Source organism: Kaistella palustris DSM 21579 (assembly GCF_000422265.1).
In the GTDB taxonomy this organism is placed as follows: Bacteria; Bacteroidota; Bacteroidia; order Flavobacteriales; family Weeksellaceae; genus Kaistella; species Kaistella palustris.
In genome coordinates this window covers 98,420-114,075 of record NZ_AULL01000013.1, presented here as the reverse complement: position 1 = coordinate 114,075, position 15,656 = coordinate 98,420, and the positions used below count along the sequence as shown (strand labels likewise).

Genomic DNA, 15,656 nt, shown 5'->3' with positions numbered 1-15,656 from the left:
GTAGTCATGAAAAATTTTACGCTAATTTTCATCCTCATCTTTTTATCGGCAACGATCTTCGCCCAGAAGAACAAAGTCGAAATTAATGGCTGGACGAATGTGAACACCTTTAAGTGCGTAAATGCCAATTTTGTGACCAGTGTGCCGGTTTCAGTTAAATCCCGTGATCTGCCCAACATCGCGCTGAAAGTAACCGACTTTGACTGCCGGAACAGAATGATGACTGCGGATTTTCGAAAAACTTTAAATGCAGAGAATCATCCCGTGTTAACCGTTAAATTTCTAAGTATTTCACCCACAAAATTCAATAAAATCACAGCACTCGTTGAAGTGAAAATGATGAACGTGGCGCACAAATATATGGTGGAGTTCAGTGAAGACAACGGCAGTTTGGTGGGAAACAAAAGATTGAAATTTTCGGATTTCAACATTGAGCCGCCGAAAAGAATGGGCGGAATGGTGTACGTAAAAAATGAGCTGGATTTGCTGTTCAGTCTGGCTATACAGAATTAAATAATTGAAGAACAGATCAAAATAAATAAATTCAAATTAATTTTTTCATAATTTTGTTGTTTGACTCCCGGAAACGGGAGTTTTTTTATGGGTAATGCTGAAAAATACCGCGGTCGGTCGACGTCCAGAGTGCACCTTTCTGTCCCGCAGCAATCAAACCATTGTTGGTCCAGGTATTACACGTATTCAGAAAACTGTATTTACCCTTCGCTTCGTAGAAGGCATCATCTTTTCCGTAAACAGCATCTGTCTGTACAAGGATGGTCTGGCCGTTGGAGTCGTGATCGAATTTAGCTTCAATGTATTTGATCAGATCTGCATATTGACTGTCTGTCAGCAGAATTCTTTTACAGTTTTGGTCTTCGGTGATCTCACTATAAAAAGTGCAGTGCATTGCCGATTCACTCATCCAGAAGGCAGCTTTCACCGCGGTGGAAAATTTCAGGTCAGCCCAGGTCGGTGTATCGAGGTAAAATCCTTTGTCGCCCCAGCCAATTCCCACGTACTTGAAATCTGTGCGTTTCGAAACTGTGTTTTCAAACGGAATTACTTTGGTCCAGTCCATGATAGCAGTTTTTACGGGAACAACCAAATCAGTGTGCACGCCGTTTGACTTAATGTATATCCCTGTTTTGCGTGGTTCTGTGGTTGGTTTTGCGGGCACTTCAATATACGGCAGCAGAAAACTTAAAATGCAGTATACCGCTACCACGCCGATGACCGCCCAGATCGACTTCAGAATAACGAGGATGATTTTCTTCATTTTTCAAATGTAATCAAATTTATAAAAGACACTTTTAGGAACTTTTTCAGGTGGATCAGCTAGAAACCGCTCACTGGAAGACACACCGCAACTTGTCAGAAATAAATATGATTTAAAAAAAGAGAACTTTAATAACATGGAAACATTACAACAGACCTTTCTTAATGACTTCCACTGATGTTTGTAAAATGATTTTTTACGACTGTTTTTCCTGCGAAAACGTTTCAGGATTTTCTTCATTAAGAAATGCGATATTCCTTTGGAGTCCTGCAAATTTTGCCCGTTTTACCGGTGACTTCCGAAAAATCTCAGCGAACAGTTCCTGTGTCAGATTTTGCCAGTCTTCTTTTTTATAGGACTTAAGAAAATTATTTGCTCTAAATTTCGCTTCCGGCGTGGGCGCAGCAAAGCGGTTCCACGGGCATACGTCCTGGCAGATGTCACAACCGAACATCCAGTTTTCCATTTTACCTTTGAAGCTTTCGGGAATCCCGTCTTTCAGTTCAATTGTCGCATACGAAATGCACTTACTTCCATCGATGGTTTTTTCCGAAACAATTGCGCCGGTTGGGCATGCATCGATACATTTGCGGCAACTTCCGCAGTGATCCGTTACAGGAAGGTCTTCTTCCAAATCAAGATCACAGATGATTTCTGCCAGAAAATAAAAAGAGCCGCTCTGTTTTGTAATGAGGTTTGCATTTTTGCCAACCCAGCCGATGCCGGAGTTTCGCGCCCAGCTTCTTTCCAGAACCGGTGCCGAATCCGTAAAGATCCGGCAGTCGAAATCACCGATATCTTCTTTGAGTTCGGCCACCATTTCGCGCATGATTTCCTTTATTACTTCGTGATAATCTGCCCCATAAGCATATTTCGAAATTTTATAACTGTCGAGGTCCGGCAAGGTTTCCGCCGGGAAATAATTGTAGGAAAGCGATATTACGGCACGCGAACCTTCAACAAGCAACGTGGGATCCAGCCGTTTATCGAAGTAGTTTTCCATATACGACATCTTGCCATGCCGGTTATTTGCCAGCCAATCCTCAAGTGGTTTCGCATCTTCCTCCAGAAAACGCGCACGCGAAATCCCACAACTCTGAAATCCAAATTTCTTTGCTTTAGCTTTAATGATAGCCGAATATGTAGTCGTGCTTCCCTTCATCTTAATTCTTGCAAAACTAATATTATTTCCTAAATTTGCTTGTGCCGAAAGCGTAAAGAATTCGTTTGGTGCTAAATCTTCCAAGTCAAAAAAAAAATTTTATTACATATTATGTCAATAGTCGAAGTATTACAAGCAGGAAATTACCATTTAATCGATGTTCGCGAACCAATGGAACTCGAGATGGATGGTCATATTGATGAGGCACAAAACATTCCACTGGGCGAAATTGAAGACCGGAAACAGGAAATATTGAACCTGAACGGAACCAAGATCTTTTTCTGCCGCAGCGGTAACAGAAGTGGCAAGGCTGTGGACTATTTTAAATCAGAAGGCATGACCGATGTGTATAACGGCGGTGGTTACGCAGACCTGAAAAAACAGCTCGAGAATTTTTAATCGTTACCAAAGTGAATAAAGTTCGTTCCTAAACCGGACTTTTTTTTGTGCCAAAAATTCGCAACAGGATTATTACGGTCTTTGAACAATATTAAAATGTAAATGTTTGTTTAATTTTTTTCATGTACAACATTTTGTCAATCAAGCACTTGCTTTTATAATATATTTCCGGAACTGTTTTCAGTAGGGATTTGGCATGATTTTGCCAAGTACCTACCCGTAAAACTTAAAATTTAAAATTATGAATTCAATGAAGAAGTCAATAGCAGCACTGGGAATTTTATCCGTGGGGTTGATGAGTGCACAGAGCGCAGATATGCGTAACATGATTAAAGTGGGAGCAAACGTCGGTATGGCAGTGCCAGCAGAGAATGCTTCGGCAAATGTTGGCCTGGACGTGTCATATCAAAATCTGGTTACGCCAGGTTTCGGTCTGGGTATTGCCACCGGTTACAGCCATTTCTTTGGCAGAAACCATGATGGTATCGACAATAATGATTTTGGTGTGGTTCCTGTTGCAGCACTTGTAAGAATCTATCCGAAACAGACAGGCTTTTATTTCGGAACCGATTTGGGATACGGTTTCATTACCGGTGATTCCAAAGTAGCTACAAATGTAGGTTCGCCAGACAGACCGGACGGCGGTTTTTACATTAAACCCGAAATCGGCTATCACAATCAGGACTGGAATTTTGCCGTACAGTATCAGAAAACTTTTACCGGCAGCAAAGGTGAATTTGCCGGCCAGGATTACAGCGCCGGTGCCCTTGGCGTAGGTGTAGGATATAATATTCCTTTGGGAAAATAGGTCCTTAAATACTTTATCAAAAGACCTTCTTACTTTTTAAGAAGGTTTTTTATTTTTTACAGACTTTTTTAAAAACTATTATTATCTTTGGAATATAACATTAAAAAAAATGGAGGCCGAAAATAAATTCAAACTTTTTTTACCTGCGCTGGAGGCAGAAAGTAATAACAATATTACTTTGATTTCTGCGGATATCCGTCGCGAATACACGCAGTTCGCCTTATTTGTTACCAAAAACAGGAAGATAATTCCTAAAATCGAAAGCACTTATTCTACGACAGATTTTCCGTCTTTTTCGGAAATGGTGAAACAGTTTATAGAAGATAATTCCCTCACCAATATCGCCAAACTCGCAATTGGTGTTCCCGGTCCGGTGATCAGCGGCAGGAGTGAGCCGCAACGGCTACCCTGGAAGTTGGATGCTAATGAAATCCGCCGCGAAACCCAGATCGACAAGGTTTATATGATCAATGATTTGGAGGCAACTGCATATGCCCTTGAAAATTTTGACGATAATACAGTTCTTACACTGCATGAATCCGATGACTTTTCCCCCGGAAATGTGGCAGTCCTGGCACCAGGCGCCGGACTTGGCGAAGCGGGACTGTTCTGGGACGGCATTTGTCTTCGTCCTTTTGCAACCGAAGGCGGACACTGTGAATTCTCGCCGAGAACGGCCGATGAAGTGGAGTTTTATCATTTCCTGCAAAAGATTTATGGCATTGTAAGCTGGGAATCTGTACTCTCAAATGAAGGACTGTTTAATATTTACCGCTTCTTACGCGATGTAAAACATCAGCGCCAACCGGAATGGCTTACACAGGAAATTGAAGCCGGCAACTTCTCAAAAGCAATCATCAATGGCGCGCTTGAAGGGAAGGACCGCATCTGTACAATGGTAATTGATACTTTTATGATATTCCTCGCCCGCGAGGCAAACAGTTTGGTCCTGAAAATGAAGGCGACCGGCGGGCTTGTGATTACCGGAGACCTTCCGATCATGCTTCAAAAATTCCTGAACAAGGAGAAGTTTTACAAGAATTTCATTATCAGTGACAAGATGGAAGCTGTTTTAAAAGACATTCCGATCTATCTTGTAAAAGATACAAATACCATCATTAAAGGTGCCGCAGTTTTTGCTGCATTTTCCGAAGAGTAAGTTTAGTTTTTTACAGCATAGTAGTTCTGTCGGCATTTCATTTACCGCAAATCATATCCCATGGAAAAACCAGCCACATACAGCCTTAAGAAAAAGCTTTATGTGATCAGTGGATTGGGAGCAGATTTCAAGGTTTTGAACAGGATCGATTTTCCCGAAAATCTGGAGGTCGTTTTTATTGACTGGCTGATGCCGCTTCGTGGTGAGGATTTTCACGATTACGTAAACCGAATGGCTGAAAAGGTTGATGACTCGCAACCCTTTTATCTTTTGGGATATTCATTTGGCGGCATTATGGTGCAGGAGATCAACAGGATTAAGCCTGCCGAAAAAGTAGTCATCATGGGGAGTATTAAATCCCATAAAGAAAAATCCCGCTTCCTGAAATGGGGCGAAGTTACCCGAATCCCACGGTTTTTACCTCAAACATTATACAATCCGAAATCTGCGGTGACGTATGCGTTTCTGCGCAGGATTTTTGATCCCAGGAATCCAAAACTCATGGATTATTTTACAGTACGCGATACTTATTACCTGAAATGGAGCGTGGAAAAAATAGCTGACTGGAAATTTGAGGAAAATCCAGAAGTCATTCAGATTCTCGGCAGCAGGGATGTTATTTTTCCTTTGAAGTTTTCAAAGCCCGACTATGTGGTGGAAGGTGGCACGCATCTTTTCCCCGCAACGAAACACAGAGAAGTTTCCAGGATCCTGCGGGAAATTTTCAGCTGAATGAATGCCGTTTCCGTAATATTTAGTCCACTTTAATTAAATAGATTTATCTTTGTCTTTACTTATTAATGGCAAGTTTTATCGTTATTTAATCACATGGAATCAATAAGCGTTTTCGAAATCATAAAGGTAGGAATTGGTCCCTCAAGTTCGCATACAATGGGACCCTGGAACGCGGCGGCCAACTTTTTGAAGCAGATCCGCACAAACTACAGTATCGCTGATGTAAAAGAGGTTTACGTGGAATTTTTTGGATCTCTTGCGAAGACAGGCATTGGTCACGGTACAGATGTTGCCGGCATGCTTGGCTTGTCCGGTGAGGATTTCAAGGTGATTGATACGGGTAAAATAACCGAAAAAGTGGAAGCCATTAAAAATTCTGGTTTGATTAATCTGGGTGGTGAAAAAGTGATTCCTTTCATCTACGGTGAGCATTTGATCCTGAACAAAAAAAGATCGCTCGATTATCACCCAAACGGAATGATATTCCGTGCGGTCTTTATAGATGGTAAGGAGCTTGTGCAGGATTATTATTCCGTGGGCGGAGGTTTTATAGCGACAAGGGAGGCGAGTTCTTATGAAAACCACTGCATCCGTACGCTTTACCCGTGTCACAGTGGGGCAGATGTTGTTCGGAATATTGAGAAGCTTGGACTGAACAAAATTTCGGATCTTATTTTTCAGAACGAAGAATCCTGGCGGCCCCGGGCCGAAACCGAAAGAGAAGCGCTCTACATCTGGCAGCAGATCAAGGAATGTATTTATAAAGGCGTAAACAAAGAAGGTATCCTGCCGGGCGGCCTGAATGTGACACGACGTGCCGCAGCCTGGAATACCAAACTACTTGGCGATAAAATTTACAGAAACATCGATGAATGGTTCCAGCTGGTGGTCGACGCCGAAGAAACTTTTACCACAATTAACAAATGGGTTTCCTGTTTTGCGCTTGCAGTTAATGAAGAAAATGCCAGTTTTGGCCGTATCATTACAGCTCCTACCAATGGAGCAAGCGGTGTTATTCCTGCAGTGCTAATGTATTCGCAGGCTTTCACAGAACATACTTCCGAGGAGGAGATCATCCGTTTTATTCTGGTGGCCGGTGAAATTGGCACCCTGTTCAAGAAAAACGCTACAATTTCCGCAGCGATGGGTGGCTGCCAGGCAGAAGTCGGCGTATCTTCTTCAATGGCGGCAGGTGCGCTGACTGAAATGATGGGTGGCACACCCGCACAGGCACTTATGGCCGCAGAAATCGCTATGGAACATCATCTCGGCATGACCTGCGATCCCATTGGCGGCCTGGTTCAGATCCCATGCATCGAAAGAAATTCGATGGGCGCCATAAAGGCGATCACCGCGGCAAATATCGCGCTGGAATCTGATCCTGCCAAAGCCCGCGTTTCTCTCGACCAGGTCATACAGTCGATGTGGGAAACCGCACAGAGTATGAGCGACCGGTTTAAAGAAACCTCAGAAGGTGGCCTTGCAATCGCTGTGAACGTTGCAGAATGCTAAGTTTTTCGGAAGGAACTGCACAGCTTGCATACTGTGAATCCTAAAATGGTTTTTTCTATCAAAGCACCTTCACTTTTCGTTTTCACTTTTTACAATATTTAATTTTCTGAATTTTTCACATCTTCTGTTTTAAAAGCAGCTTCCTTTACGCAGATTATCGTTGACTCCGTTACAATAAGTTCGAAGTCAAAAGTGCATTTTGTCCTTTTTTTCCTATTTTTTCACCGAACGCAGTATGTAAATTTGCTTTTCCTGGAAGGCGATTTACGTTTTTCTGTGAGGTATAATTAAAGATGTAAAGTGCCGCGCTTCCCGCGAATATTCATAATAAACACACCACGATGAAAACCATTAATTTAACTTCTGCATTTTTAAGCAAACTTCTGCCGCTGCTTATTATTATTAGCATTCTTGTCGCAAACTGTCAGGATGACGGTGACGGACCTTTTTCGCCCTATGCCGGTGAAGATATATACGTGGCAGGAGGAATGTCTGATAATGAATATACCAAAGCGACATACTGGAAAAACGATGTGCCGACGATTCTTCAGAAAGATCAGCGCGCGTCGATGGCAAATGATATTTTTGTATCTGAGGGTGGCGTATACGCAGCAGGAAACATGAAGGCGGAAAATAATATAGATGACAGACCCTGTTACTGGAACAGAGGCCAGTTTGGTCCGCTTTCAATCGAAGGCGACAGTGGCGACGCAACTTCGATATTTGTAGTTGTCGATAAGACATATATAGTAGGATATGACGGCGTAAATTATGGTGCTGCGAAACTATGGATGGGACGTTACACGGTCACTTACCCGGGAGTTTCAGGTGCGAGATTCAATTCCGTATATGTCATAAATAATACAGTTTATATCGCCGGAATTGAATATGAAGGCTCGGTTAAAAAAGCCAAATACTGGATTTACAAGCCTGGCGCTTACAACTCCGGCGCTCCGGCACCCTTTAGTGAAGCGCAGAGTTTCACGCTGGCCCAGAGTAATTATGGACTTTGTAATGCCAGTTCCATTGCCGTATTTGGGGATAAAGTTTATGTAGCCGGCACTGACGGATCGCGGGGAACGCTTTGGACTGACGGCCAGGCGACAGTAATTGATACACGGCAGGGCTCCAATCCATTGTCGGTCGCGGTTTATGGTGATGACCGTTATACGGCGGGAACATCGGGTGACGTAACTACAAATAAACTTTGGTTCTGGAAGAACGGAATACTTACTGATCTGAACCGCGGTAATGCGGCGACAGGTACTGCAACTTCTGTCGCGGCAGGTAAATCCGATATCTATGTCAGTGGCTTTGTTAACAAAAATGGCAATGCCAAAGCTGCATTATGGATCAATGGCGTCATGAAATCACTTTCACCGGAAAAAAACAGATCCTGGGGAAATAAAGTAGTTGTGGTAGCTAAATAATTGCCGGAAATCTTTATAAAGCATTATTGCATCAGACTTTTGGTCAGCAAAATCGCGCAAGAGGTCAGTTTTGAATTTCTTTTACTTCCGTAGATGTGCTGCTGAATGTATCTCACCGTAAATTCATCGGGACGTAATACAGTTAAACATGTTTACTAGTTTTAATATACACTATACAGTCTATTTTTCGTCAAGGATGCCGCGGATCCTGTTTGCGTTTCTGATGAGCTCTTCGAGCAGGATATCATTGTCTTTCTCAAGCGCGGATTTAAACTTTCGAAGCTGCGAGATATGCTCATTAAGAACATCCAGAACATTTTCTTTATTCTGCTTGAAAATGGGCACCCACATTTCCGGATGCGATTTTGCCAGACGAACCGTGCTCGAGAAACCGGAACTGGCCAACTGAAAAATCGTATCTTCCTCGCGTTCCTTTTCCAAAACCGTGTTGGCGAGGGCGTAAGAGGTGATATGTGATATATGCGAAATGTATGCTGTGTGGATGTCGTGATCTTCCGCCTTCATGTACATCAAATGCATGTCGAGTTTCCTTGCTATCGCTTCGACAGTTTCTAATGCATCTTTTGCGGAATTTTCTGCATCGCAAATGACCGCTGCACGACCGGAAAAGCTTTCCGCAACGGCAGATTGCGGTCCTGAGTTTTCTGTTCCCCACATTGGGTGGAACGCTACAAAGCGTGCGCGGTTCGGGTGATTTTCTACGGATTTTACGATTCCGGATTTCGTGGAACCCACATCCATTACCGTATGTTTTGTTGAAACTAAATCTAAGACTTTACTTATAATTTCTGCGGCTGAATCCACGGGAATTGCGATGATGATGAGGTCCGACTTCCCCACAGCGTTTTCAAGCGAAGTGATCTCATCGATGATACCCAATTTTTTAGCGTTCCGAAGATGCGCTTCATTTCGGTCCACACCGTAAACGTAAGACACAAGGCCTTTCGCTTTAAGTTTCAGCGCAATGGAACCGCCGATCAAACCCACACCAATAAGAGTGATTTTCATTAGTAAAAAAATTATAAATTTTCCTCTTGGACTGTCAATGAAGTTTTTTCAGAGAAGTAAAGGTAGCATCGTCCTGACATTTTTCAAACTCCACTTCGTACCGTGGACTTTTAGCCGGGTAGAGCAGTGTATAATTGGGGCAGGGTTTTTTCTGCGCGTTACTTTTATCGAAGTCAATTTTACCGGCAGTAATGATGCTGTCTTTCAAAAATTTTTCTGTAATGTTTTCTGCCGCCATTTCCCGGGAAAATGCTGCGGTATAAACTGGTTTTTTCGACAGTGTTTCCGCAATTACACGGGAATTTGGCAGATATCCGCTGCAGCTTGCGCCCTTTTTATTAAGAATGAAAAATACCAGAAGCAGTCCCGGAATGAGACCTATCATAAAAAATTTGAGCTTCCTCATTTAGAAAATTAAAAGGTTGATGTCGTGGTAATTAAGGTCGAAACGGTCACATATCAGTTTTTTGGTATGCCGGCCTTTGTACATGTAGAGTGTTTGCTTCATATCATTTTTGCGCACGAGCATATTGTCGAAACCGCCTTCTTCATCGTAGTTTAAAAGGTAGCTGAGAAAGAAATTGCTGATGGCTTTCGTGGTAGTTCGCGGCATTTTTGAAGTAAGGTTTGGCAAGCCGCAGTGGATTACACCATGTTTAATGATGAATGGATTCTCCATGTCGGTAAGTTCCGAGGTTTCAATGACCTTTCCGTTGTCTATGGTTACATCGATGATTACACTTCCTTTTTTCATCTGCGCCACCATTTCTTCAGTAACGATGGGTGTGTGACTTATTTTGGAAAGTGCACCGATCACCACATCTGCGCGTCGTAGACTTTTGCCAAGTTCTTTCGGATCGATGATTGAAGTCGGAACGCGGCCGTCGACCATCATGTGCAGCCGTCGCAGTTTCGAAAGCGAATTATCAAATACTTTTACGCTTGCACCCAAACCGATTGCAGCTTTAGTCGCAAATTCACCAACGATACCGGCACCGAGCACCACAACTTCTGTGGGGCGCACTCCGGTAATTCCACCCAGCATTAAACCATTTGACAGCGCGAGTAATTCCGCCGCATACAAAACCGAAATGTTACCCGCAATCTCACCGATCAGGCGCACGAGCGAAAGCTGCTTATAGTCATCGACTATAAATTCAAACGCAATTGCATTTACTTTCTTTTCAGAAAGTAATTTGAAATATTCCCTGTCCCGTAAATTGATCTGCAGCGCAGAAACGAGATAGGTATTGGGTTTCAGATAGCCGATTTCCTCAGTGGTGGGCGGATTAATTTTTAAGACAAGATCCTGCTGAAATGCTTCTTCAGGTGACTGCGTAATATGTGCGCCGGAGTCTGAATATTGCAGATCTGTGTAAAATGAACCCTGGCCGGCTCCTGTTTCTACCACAACTTTGTGACCGTTATTTACCAATACCTGTACGGCATCGGGCGTGAGGCAGGTCCGCCGTTCGTTTAAACAGGTTTCTTTTGGAACCCCGATCGCGAATTGTTTTCCTTTTTTTACGACTTCCAGTTTTTCTTCCTGCGGCATTAATTCCTGTTCAGAAAAAGGTGTAAAGATATTCGTGCTGCTCATTATGTATATTTTGCCTGCCAAAGCAGGTTCAGATATTTCTTGCTCGGTTAATGAAGGTACAAAGATACAATCATTTAGATTGTATAAAAGTCTATTTTAGCTGAAGTTAATCACGCGCTCACCGCCGGTGTTGATGATGGATAAGGTGTGATGCGGCAGATCTTTTAGCTCGTCTTCATATACTTCGGGCCACTCGATGATGCACAGGAAAGCATTGTCGAGATATTCCTCGATGCCAATATTGTAAACTTCTTCTTCATTTTCAAGACGGTAGAGATCAAAGTGAAAGATATTTCCCTTAGGTGTATGATATTCGTTGACCAAAGTATAAGTAGGAGAGGAAACATCGTCGTGGCTTCCCAGTTTTTTTAAAAGAAACTGGGTGAACGTTGTTTTTCCGGCGCCCAGATTTCCTTTCAGCAGAAGCAGCGGATGTTTTATTCGTGGCAGAATTTCATCGGTCACTTTCTGCCAATCCTCCAAAGTTGTTATTTTAAATTCCATCTATTTATAGATTTCAATAAATATTTCTCCGTCCTCAGTCACTGCGCCGCGGTACATCCCGGCGGTATTAAAAGGCATGGCGATATTTCCGTTACGGTCCAGCGCGATCAGACCGCCATCGCCGCCTAATTTTTCAATTTCAGTTATGGTTTCCTTTGCTGCGGTTTGAATGTCTTTGTTCTGGTATTCCATTTTCGCTGCCAAAGTCCGCGCGGCAGTAGCTCGAATGAAATATTCGCCCCAACCGGTTCCGGACACGCCTACTAAGGAATCTGCATAAGTTCCGGCGCCTATAATTGGCGAATCGCCGATGCGGTTCCATTTTTTGTTGGTCATTCCGCCGGTAGAAGTCCCGGCTGCGAGATTCCCGCTTTTGTCCAGCGCCACCGCGCCGACTGTTCCAAATTTCTGGTCGGTTTCATACGAAGAAAGCACCGCATTTTGAATTGTTTTTTTCAGTGAGTCGGCTTTTTCTTTTTTAAGGATGTGCTGCAAACCATCGAAGCGTTCTTTTGTCCAGAAATAGGACGGAAGCATAATGGCAAGGCCTTTTTCCTGAGCGAATTCTTCGGCACCGCGGCCGCTGAGCATTACATGTTCCGATTGCTGCATGACAGCAAGAGCCGCTTTGATAGGGTTTTTTATCGTGTGAACTCCCGCGACGGCGCCGGCAGTCTTATCTTTTCCGTACATGATTGCGGCATCCATTTCGTTTTTAGCATCGTGGGTGAAAACGGCGCCCCTGCCCGCATTAAACAATGGTGAATCCTCCAGAACGACAATGGCGGCGGAAACAGCATTTACAGCGGTATTTCCGTTTTGGATTTCTGCATAACCAGCTTTTAGTGCTTCTGCCAGTTTGGCGCGGTAAGCGTTTTCTTTTTCTGCGGACATCGATTCTCTGGTAATTGTGCCGGCACCACCGTGCATTACGAGAACATATTTTTTTTGGGCGGAAGAGAAAATGGCCATCAAAACTGCGCCGGTGAGTAAAAGTTTTTTCATGGTAAAAAAAATGGTTTGTCAAATTTATCGAAAAAAAACGGCAGGCAAAAACCGTCAATTCTCAACTATCAACTCTCAACTGTCAACCGCGTAAGGGATCGCAGCGGAAAGCCCGGAATGGAGGAGCGCCTGATAAGGCGCGACGTAATGAGGACTTGCAGCGCAGAGCCCGACCCGAGCAGCGGAAGTTCCCGGCCAGGGCGGCGAGGGTTACGCCCAAAATAATATGTAATACCTGAACTTATTTGCTATTTTTACGGAATGATTTCCAAAGCTACCATCGACAAAATATTTTCTACGATCCGCGTGGAAGAAATCATCGGCGAATATGTGCAATTAAAGCGTGCCGGTTCTAATTTTAAAGGACTGAGTCCTTTTCATGAAGAAAAGACCGCGAGTTTTGTTGTCTCACCAAGCAAGCAGATCTGGAAAGATTTTTCCAGCGGAAAAGGCGGCACGGCGATCTCCTTTTTGATGGAAATCGAAAGTTTTACCTATCCCGAAGCTTTGCGCTATGCAGCAAAAAAGTACGGAATTGAAATTGAGGAAGACAGGCGCGAACTCACAGAGGATGAAAGACAGTCGCAGACGGATAAAGAACTGCTGTACAAAATTCATGATATCGCAAATGATTTTTTTCAGGAACAGCTTTTTGGTACGGAGGAAGGTAAATCAATTGCGTACGCATATTTTAAAGAACGCGAACTCCGCGATGAGATCATTCGGAAATTTCGGTTGGGTTATGCGCCGGAGCAGCGGGATGCCTTCACAGAATTTGCGTTGGAAAAAGGTTATTCCAAGGAAATTCTGGAGAAAGCTGGGCTTTCGATATTTCCCGAAAATACGCCAAGGGGCGTCGACCGTTTTCGCGAGCGCGTGATATTTCCGATTCACAGTTTCTCGGGCAGAGTGGTGGGTTTCGGTGCCCGTATTCTTAAGAATAATGTAAAAACTGCGAAATACCTGAACTCGCCGGAGACCGAAATATATCATAAATCCCAGATCCTTTACGGACTTAATCAAAGCAAGCAGTCGATTTCTAAAAACAACCTCTGCCTGCTGGTGGAGGGATATATGGATGTGATCGCACTGCACCAGGCCGGTATAGAAAACGTAGTTTCCAGTTCGGGTACGGCGCTGACCGTAGAACAGATCAAACTAATAAAAAGGCTTACCGAAAATGTAACCATTCTTTTTGATGGCGATGCGGCCGGTATAAAAGCGAGTTTCCGCAGTATCGACATGCTTTTGTCGGAGGCGATGAATATCCGGATTCTGCTTTTTCCCGATGGTGACGATCCCGATTCTTTTGCCCGAAAACATCCGCAGGATTACGTAGAAGATTTCATTAAAAATGAGGCTAAGGATTTCATCGGTTTCAAAGCAGAAATTTTACTGAAGGAGGCCGGAAACGACCCTGTGAAAAAGGCAGAATCAATCCGTGATATCGTGAAATCGGTAGCTTACGTGCAGAATGCGCTGAAACAGGAAGTGTATCTGAAGGAAGTATCGAATAAATTCGGCCTTTCGGAACAGTCTCTTTTCAACGAACTCAATGTGCAGAAGCAACTGCAGAAACAGCAGATCTCGCCGCAGCAGCGGCAAATGCCCCAGGCAGAGGCCAAACTGCAGAAAGTTCCCGAGGTTACAGAAACCATCGACCCGCTTTTTATGCTCGAAGAAAAACTGGTGGAACTAATGCTGAAATACGGCGACCGCGTGCTGGACCGTACCGATGAGGAAAATAACGCATACCAGATCACCGTGATCGAAGAGATCATTGCACATTTGCAGGAAGATGACTACGAAATACAGTCGGCCATCAACCGCAAGATCATCGGTGAGATACAGAAAGGAATAGCCGATAATGAACTGCGCGCCGGTCAGTTTTTTATGACACTGCTCGATGAAAATATTTCTGTGAAAGTTGCTGATGCTTTGGTTAATGAGCACGAAACCAGCGACTGGGCGAAACACCAGATATTCTTCAGCAGTGAAGAGGAAGTGGTCCCGAAAATTGTGCAGGATGTGATCTTTCGGCATAAAAGGGAGTATGTGCTGAAAATTATCAACGCTATGAAAGCACAGCTGTCGGAAAATGAAAACAATGATGAGACGTACCTGAAGATCATCCGGCTGAATCATCTTAGAAAGGAACTTGATGGGAAACTGTTCCGTATTCTGTGACACATTGGCGGAATTTTGGTTGTGGAATATTGTTTGCGTAAATTTGAATTAGTGTGTAGGAGCGCGCCAATACGGCGCGCGCACCTTTAAATAAAAATTAAAAAGATAATGGATATTAAAAAAGATTTTAGGGACTTCTCGGTAAAACATATGGGAAACAGCGGTCTGGCTACCGACCAGTATATGGGAATGTACGGACCGACCAACCTGACGCCATACATTATGGAAGAAAGACGCCTGAACGTGGCGCAGATGGATGTATTCTCCAGACTGATGATGGACCGCATCATTTTTCTCGGGACAGGAATCGATGACCAGGTCGCGAATATCGTGACTGCGCAGCTGCTTTTCCTGGAAAGTTCAGATGCCTCCAAAGATATACAGATCTACATTAATTCCCCTGGTGGCAGCGTATATGCCGGCTTGGGAATTTATGATACCATGCAGATCATCAAGCCGGATGTGGCTACGATCTGTACAGGAATTGCTGCTTCAATGGGTGCTGTACTTCTGGTTGCGGGCGAGAAAGGAAAACGTTCCGCGTTAAAACATTCGCGTGTTATGATCCATCAGCCTTCCGGCGGTGCGCAAGGTGTAGCTTCCGATATGGAAATCAATCTGCGTGAAATGCTGAAACTGAAAAAGGAACTTTATGATATTATTTCTCAGCATTCCGGGCAGACTTACGAATGGGTAGAAAAAGCTTCGGACCGTGACTACTGGATGACTTCTACGGAAGCCAAAGATTTTGGGATGGTAGACGAAGTTCTGGAGAGAAAGAAAGAGAAATAATCTTTTGTACCATATAGAATACATTTTCACTTTATTAAAAAAAGGACACAAATCTAAT

General features: G+C 43.6%; 16 protein-coding genes. 9 read left to right on the top strand and 7 right to left on the bottom strand.

What is annotated here, in order from left to right; translation table 11 throughout:
* Positions 1-6 precede the first annotated feature (6 nt).
* Positions 7-513 (top strand): hypothetical protein, encoded by a 507-nt coding sequence (locus H562_RS0103910; RefSeq protein ID WP_027376308.1) that lies wholly within the window; start codon positions 7-9, stop codon positions 511-513.
* Between the two features lie 85 nt (positions 514-598).
* Here H562_RS0103910 and H562_RS0103905 read toward each other — a convergent pair whose 3' ends face one another.
* Together H562_RS0103905 and queG are read right to left on the bottom strand one after the other, a co-directional pair.
* The gene (locus tag H562_RS0103905; RefSeq protein WP_027376307.1) at positions 599-1,276 is read right to left on the bottom strand and encodes a TIGR02117 family protein; all 678 of its coding nucleotides are present in this window, start codon (positions 1,274-1,276) and stop codon (positions 599-601) included.
* A 196-nt stretch (positions 1,277-1,472) separates the two neighbouring features.
* Positions 1,473-2,438: a tRNA epoxyqueuosine(34) reductase QueG gene (gene queG, locus H562_RS0103900; protein ID WP_027376306.1), complete on the bottom strand. Its 966-nt coding sequence runs from the start codon at positions 2,436-2,438 to the stop codon at positions 1,473-1,475.
* Positions 2,439-2,549: 111 nt separating this feature from the next.
* On the opposite strand from queG, the gene H562_RS0103895 reads away from it, so the two are divergent.
* The 6 genes from H562_RS0103895 (at position 2,550) to H562_RS0103870 (ending at position 8,481) form a co-directional block, all read left to right on the top strand.
* Positions 2,550-2,837 carry a rhodanese-like domain-containing protein gene (locus H562_RS0103895; RefSeq protein ID WP_027376305.1) on the top strand — a complete coding sequence of 96 codons (288 nt, stop codon included), beginning with the start codon at positions 2,550-2,552 and terminating at the stop codon, positions 2,835-2,837.
* 241 nt (positions 2,838-3,078) lie between these two features.
* The gene (locus H562_RS0103890) at positions 3,079-3,645 is read left to right on the top strand and encodes a membrane protein (protein WP_027376304.1); all 567 of its coding nucleotides are present in this window, start codon (positions 3,079-3,081) and stop codon (positions 3,643-3,645) included.
* A gap of 109 nt (positions 3,646-3,754) precedes the next feature.
* Positions 3,755-4,804 carry a glucokinase gene (locus H562_RS0103885; protein ID WP_027376303.1) on the top strand — a complete coding sequence of 350 codons (1,050 nt, stop codon included), beginning with the start codon at positions 3,755-3,757 and terminating at the stop codon, positions 4,802-4,804.
* Positions 4,805-4,864: 60 nt separating this feature from the next.
* Complete coding sequence (locus H562_RS0103880; protein ID WP_027376302.1) at positions 4,865-5,536, top strand: alpha/beta hydrolase; 672 nt, start codon at positions 4,865-4,867, stop codon at positions 5,534-5,536.
* A 96-nt stretch (positions 5,537-5,632) separates the two neighbouring features.
* The gene (locus H562_RS0103875) at positions 5,633-7,051 is read left to right on the top strand and encodes an L-serine ammonia-lyase (protein ID WP_027376301.1); all 1,419 of its coding nucleotides are present in this window, start codon (positions 5,633-5,635) and stop codon (positions 7,049-7,051) included.
* Between the two features lie 341 nt (positions 7,052-7,392).
* Positions 7,393-8,481 carry a hypothetical protein gene (locus tag H562_RS0103870; protein ID WP_027376300.1) on the top strand — a complete coding sequence of 363 codons (1,089 nt, stop codon included), beginning with the start codon at positions 7,393-7,395 and terminating at the stop codon, positions 8,479-8,481.
* Between the two features lie 180 nt (positions 8,482-8,661).
* Here the strand turns inward: H562_RS0103870 and H562_RS0103865 are convergent, their stop codons facing one another.
* The 5 genes from H562_RS0103865 to H562_RS0103845 all read right to left on the bottom strand — a co-directional run bounded on the left by H562_RS0103865 (position 8,662) and on the right by H562_RS0103845 (position 12,619).
* Positions 8,662-9,510 carry a prephenate dehydrogenase gene (locus H562_RS0103865; RefSeq protein ID WP_027376299.1) on the bottom strand — a complete coding sequence of 283 codons (849 nt, stop codon included), beginning with the start codon at positions 9,508-9,510 and terminating at the stop codon, positions 8,662-8,664.
* Between the two features lie 34 nt (positions 9,511-9,544).
* Positions 9,545-9,916, bottom strand: coding sequence for a hypothetical protein (locus H562_RS0103860; RefSeq protein ID WP_027376298.1), 372 nt, complete (start codon positions 9,914-9,916; stop codon positions 9,545-9,547).
* The gene (locus tag H562_RS0103855; RefSeq protein ID WP_027376297.1) at positions 9,917-11,110 is read right to left on the bottom strand and encodes an alanine dehydrogenase; all 1,194 of its coding nucleotides are present in this window, start codon (positions 11,108-11,110) and stop codon (positions 9,917-9,919) included.
* Between the two features lie 96 nt (positions 11,111-11,206).
* Positions 11,207-11,614, bottom strand: coding sequence for a tRNA (adenosine(37)-N6)-threonylcarbamoyltransferase complex ATPase subunit type 1 TsaE (tsaE, locus tag H562_RS0103850; RefSeq protein WP_027376296.1), 408 nt, complete (start codon positions 11,612-11,614; stop codon positions 11,207-11,209).
* The gene (locus H562_RS0103845; protein WP_027376295.1) at positions 11,615-12,619 is read right to left on the bottom strand and encodes an isoaspartyl peptidase/L-asparaginase family protein; all 1,005 of its coding nucleotides are present in this window, start codon (positions 12,617-12,619) and stop codon (positions 11,615-11,617) included.
* A 261-nt stretch (positions 12,620-12,880) separates the two neighbouring features.
* On the opposite strand from H562_RS0103845, the gene dnaG reads away from it, so the two are divergent.
* Together dnaG and clpP are read left to right on the top strand one after the other, a co-directional pair.
* Positions 12,881-14,806 (top strand): DNA primase, encoded by a 1,926-nt coding sequence (gene dnaG / locus H562_RS0103840; protein WP_027376294.1) that lies wholly within the window; start codon positions 12,881-12,883, stop codon positions 14,804-14,806.
* Between the two features lie 108 nt (positions 14,807-14,914).
* Entirely contained in the window at positions 14,915-15,598 is a 684-nt protein-coding gene (gene clpP, locus H562_RS0103835; RefSeq protein WP_027376293.1) for an ATP-dependent Clp endopeptidase proteolytic subunit ClpP, read from the top strand.
* The last annotated feature ends 58 nt before the right edge of the window (positions 15,599-15,656 follow it).

What these genes read in the sequence shown, in the direction of transcription:
- H562_RS0103870 (WP_027376300.1), top strand. Translation starts at nt 7,393, where the DNA reads ATGAAAACCATTAATTTAACTTCTGCATTTTTAAGCAAACTTCTGCCG.
- dnaG (WP_027376294.1), top strand. Translation starts at nt 12,881, where the DNA reads ATGATTTCCAAAGCTACCATCGACAAAATATTTTCTACGATCCGCGTG.
- H562_RS0103865 (WP_027376299.1), bottom strand. Translation starts at nt 9,510, where the DNA reads ATGAAAATCACTCTTATTGGTGTGGGTTTGATCGGCGGTTCCATTGCG.
- clpP (WP_027376293.1), top strand. Translation starts at nt 14,915, where the DNA reads ATGGATATTAAAAAAGATTTTAGGGACTTCTCGGTAAAACATATGGGA.
- tsaE (WP_027376296.1), bottom strand. Translation starts at nt 11,614, where the DNA reads ATGGAATTTAAAATAACAACTTTGGAGGATTGGCAGAAAGTGACCGAT.
- H562_RS0103890 (WP_027376304.1), top strand. Translation starts at nt 3,079, where the DNA reads ATGAATTCAATGAAGAAGTCAATAGCAGCACTGGGAATTTTATCCGTG.
- H562_RS0103880 (WP_027376302.1), top strand. Translation starts at nt 4,865, where the DNA reads ATGGAAAAACCAGCCACATACAGCCTTAAGAAAAAGCTTTATGTGATC.
- H562_RS0103875 (WP_027376301.1), top strand. Translation starts at nt 5,633, where the DNA reads ATGGAATCAATAAGCGTTTTCGAAATCATAAAGGTAGGAATTGGTCCC.
- H562_RS0103885 (WP_027376303.1), top strand. Translation starts at nt 3,755, where the DNA reads ATGGAGGCCGAAAATAAATTCAAACTTTTTTTACCTGCGCTGGAGGCA.
- H562_RS0103845 (WP_027376295.1), bottom strand. Translation starts at nt 12,619, where the DNA reads ATGAAAAAACTTTTACTCACCGGCGCAGTTTTGATGGCCATTTTCTCT.
- H562_RS0103860 (WP_027376298.1), bottom strand. Translation starts at nt 9,916, where the DNA reads ATGAGGAAGCTCAAATTTTTTATGATAGGTCTCATTCCGGGACTGCTT.
- H562_RS0103910 (WP_027376308.1), top strand. Translation starts at nt 7, where the DNA reads ATGAAAAATTTTACGCTAATTTTCATCCTCATCTTTTTATCGGCAACG.
- H562_RS0103855 (WP_027376297.1), bottom strand. Translation starts at nt 11,110, where the DNA reads ATGAGCAGCACGAATATCTTTACACCTTTTTCTGAACAGGAATTAATG.
- H562_RS0103905 (WP_027376307.1), bottom strand. Translation starts at nt 1,276, where the DNA reads ATGAAGAAAATCATCCTCGTTATTCTGAAGTCGATCTGGGCGGTCATC.
- H562_RS0103895 (WP_027376305.1), top strand. Translation starts at nt 2,550, where the DNA reads ATGTCAATAGTCGAAGTATTACAAGCAGGAAATTACCATTTAATCGAT.
- queG (WP_027376306.1), bottom strand. Translation starts at nt 2,438, where the DNA reads ATGAAGGGAAGCACGACTACATATTCGGCTATCATTAAAGCTAAAGCA.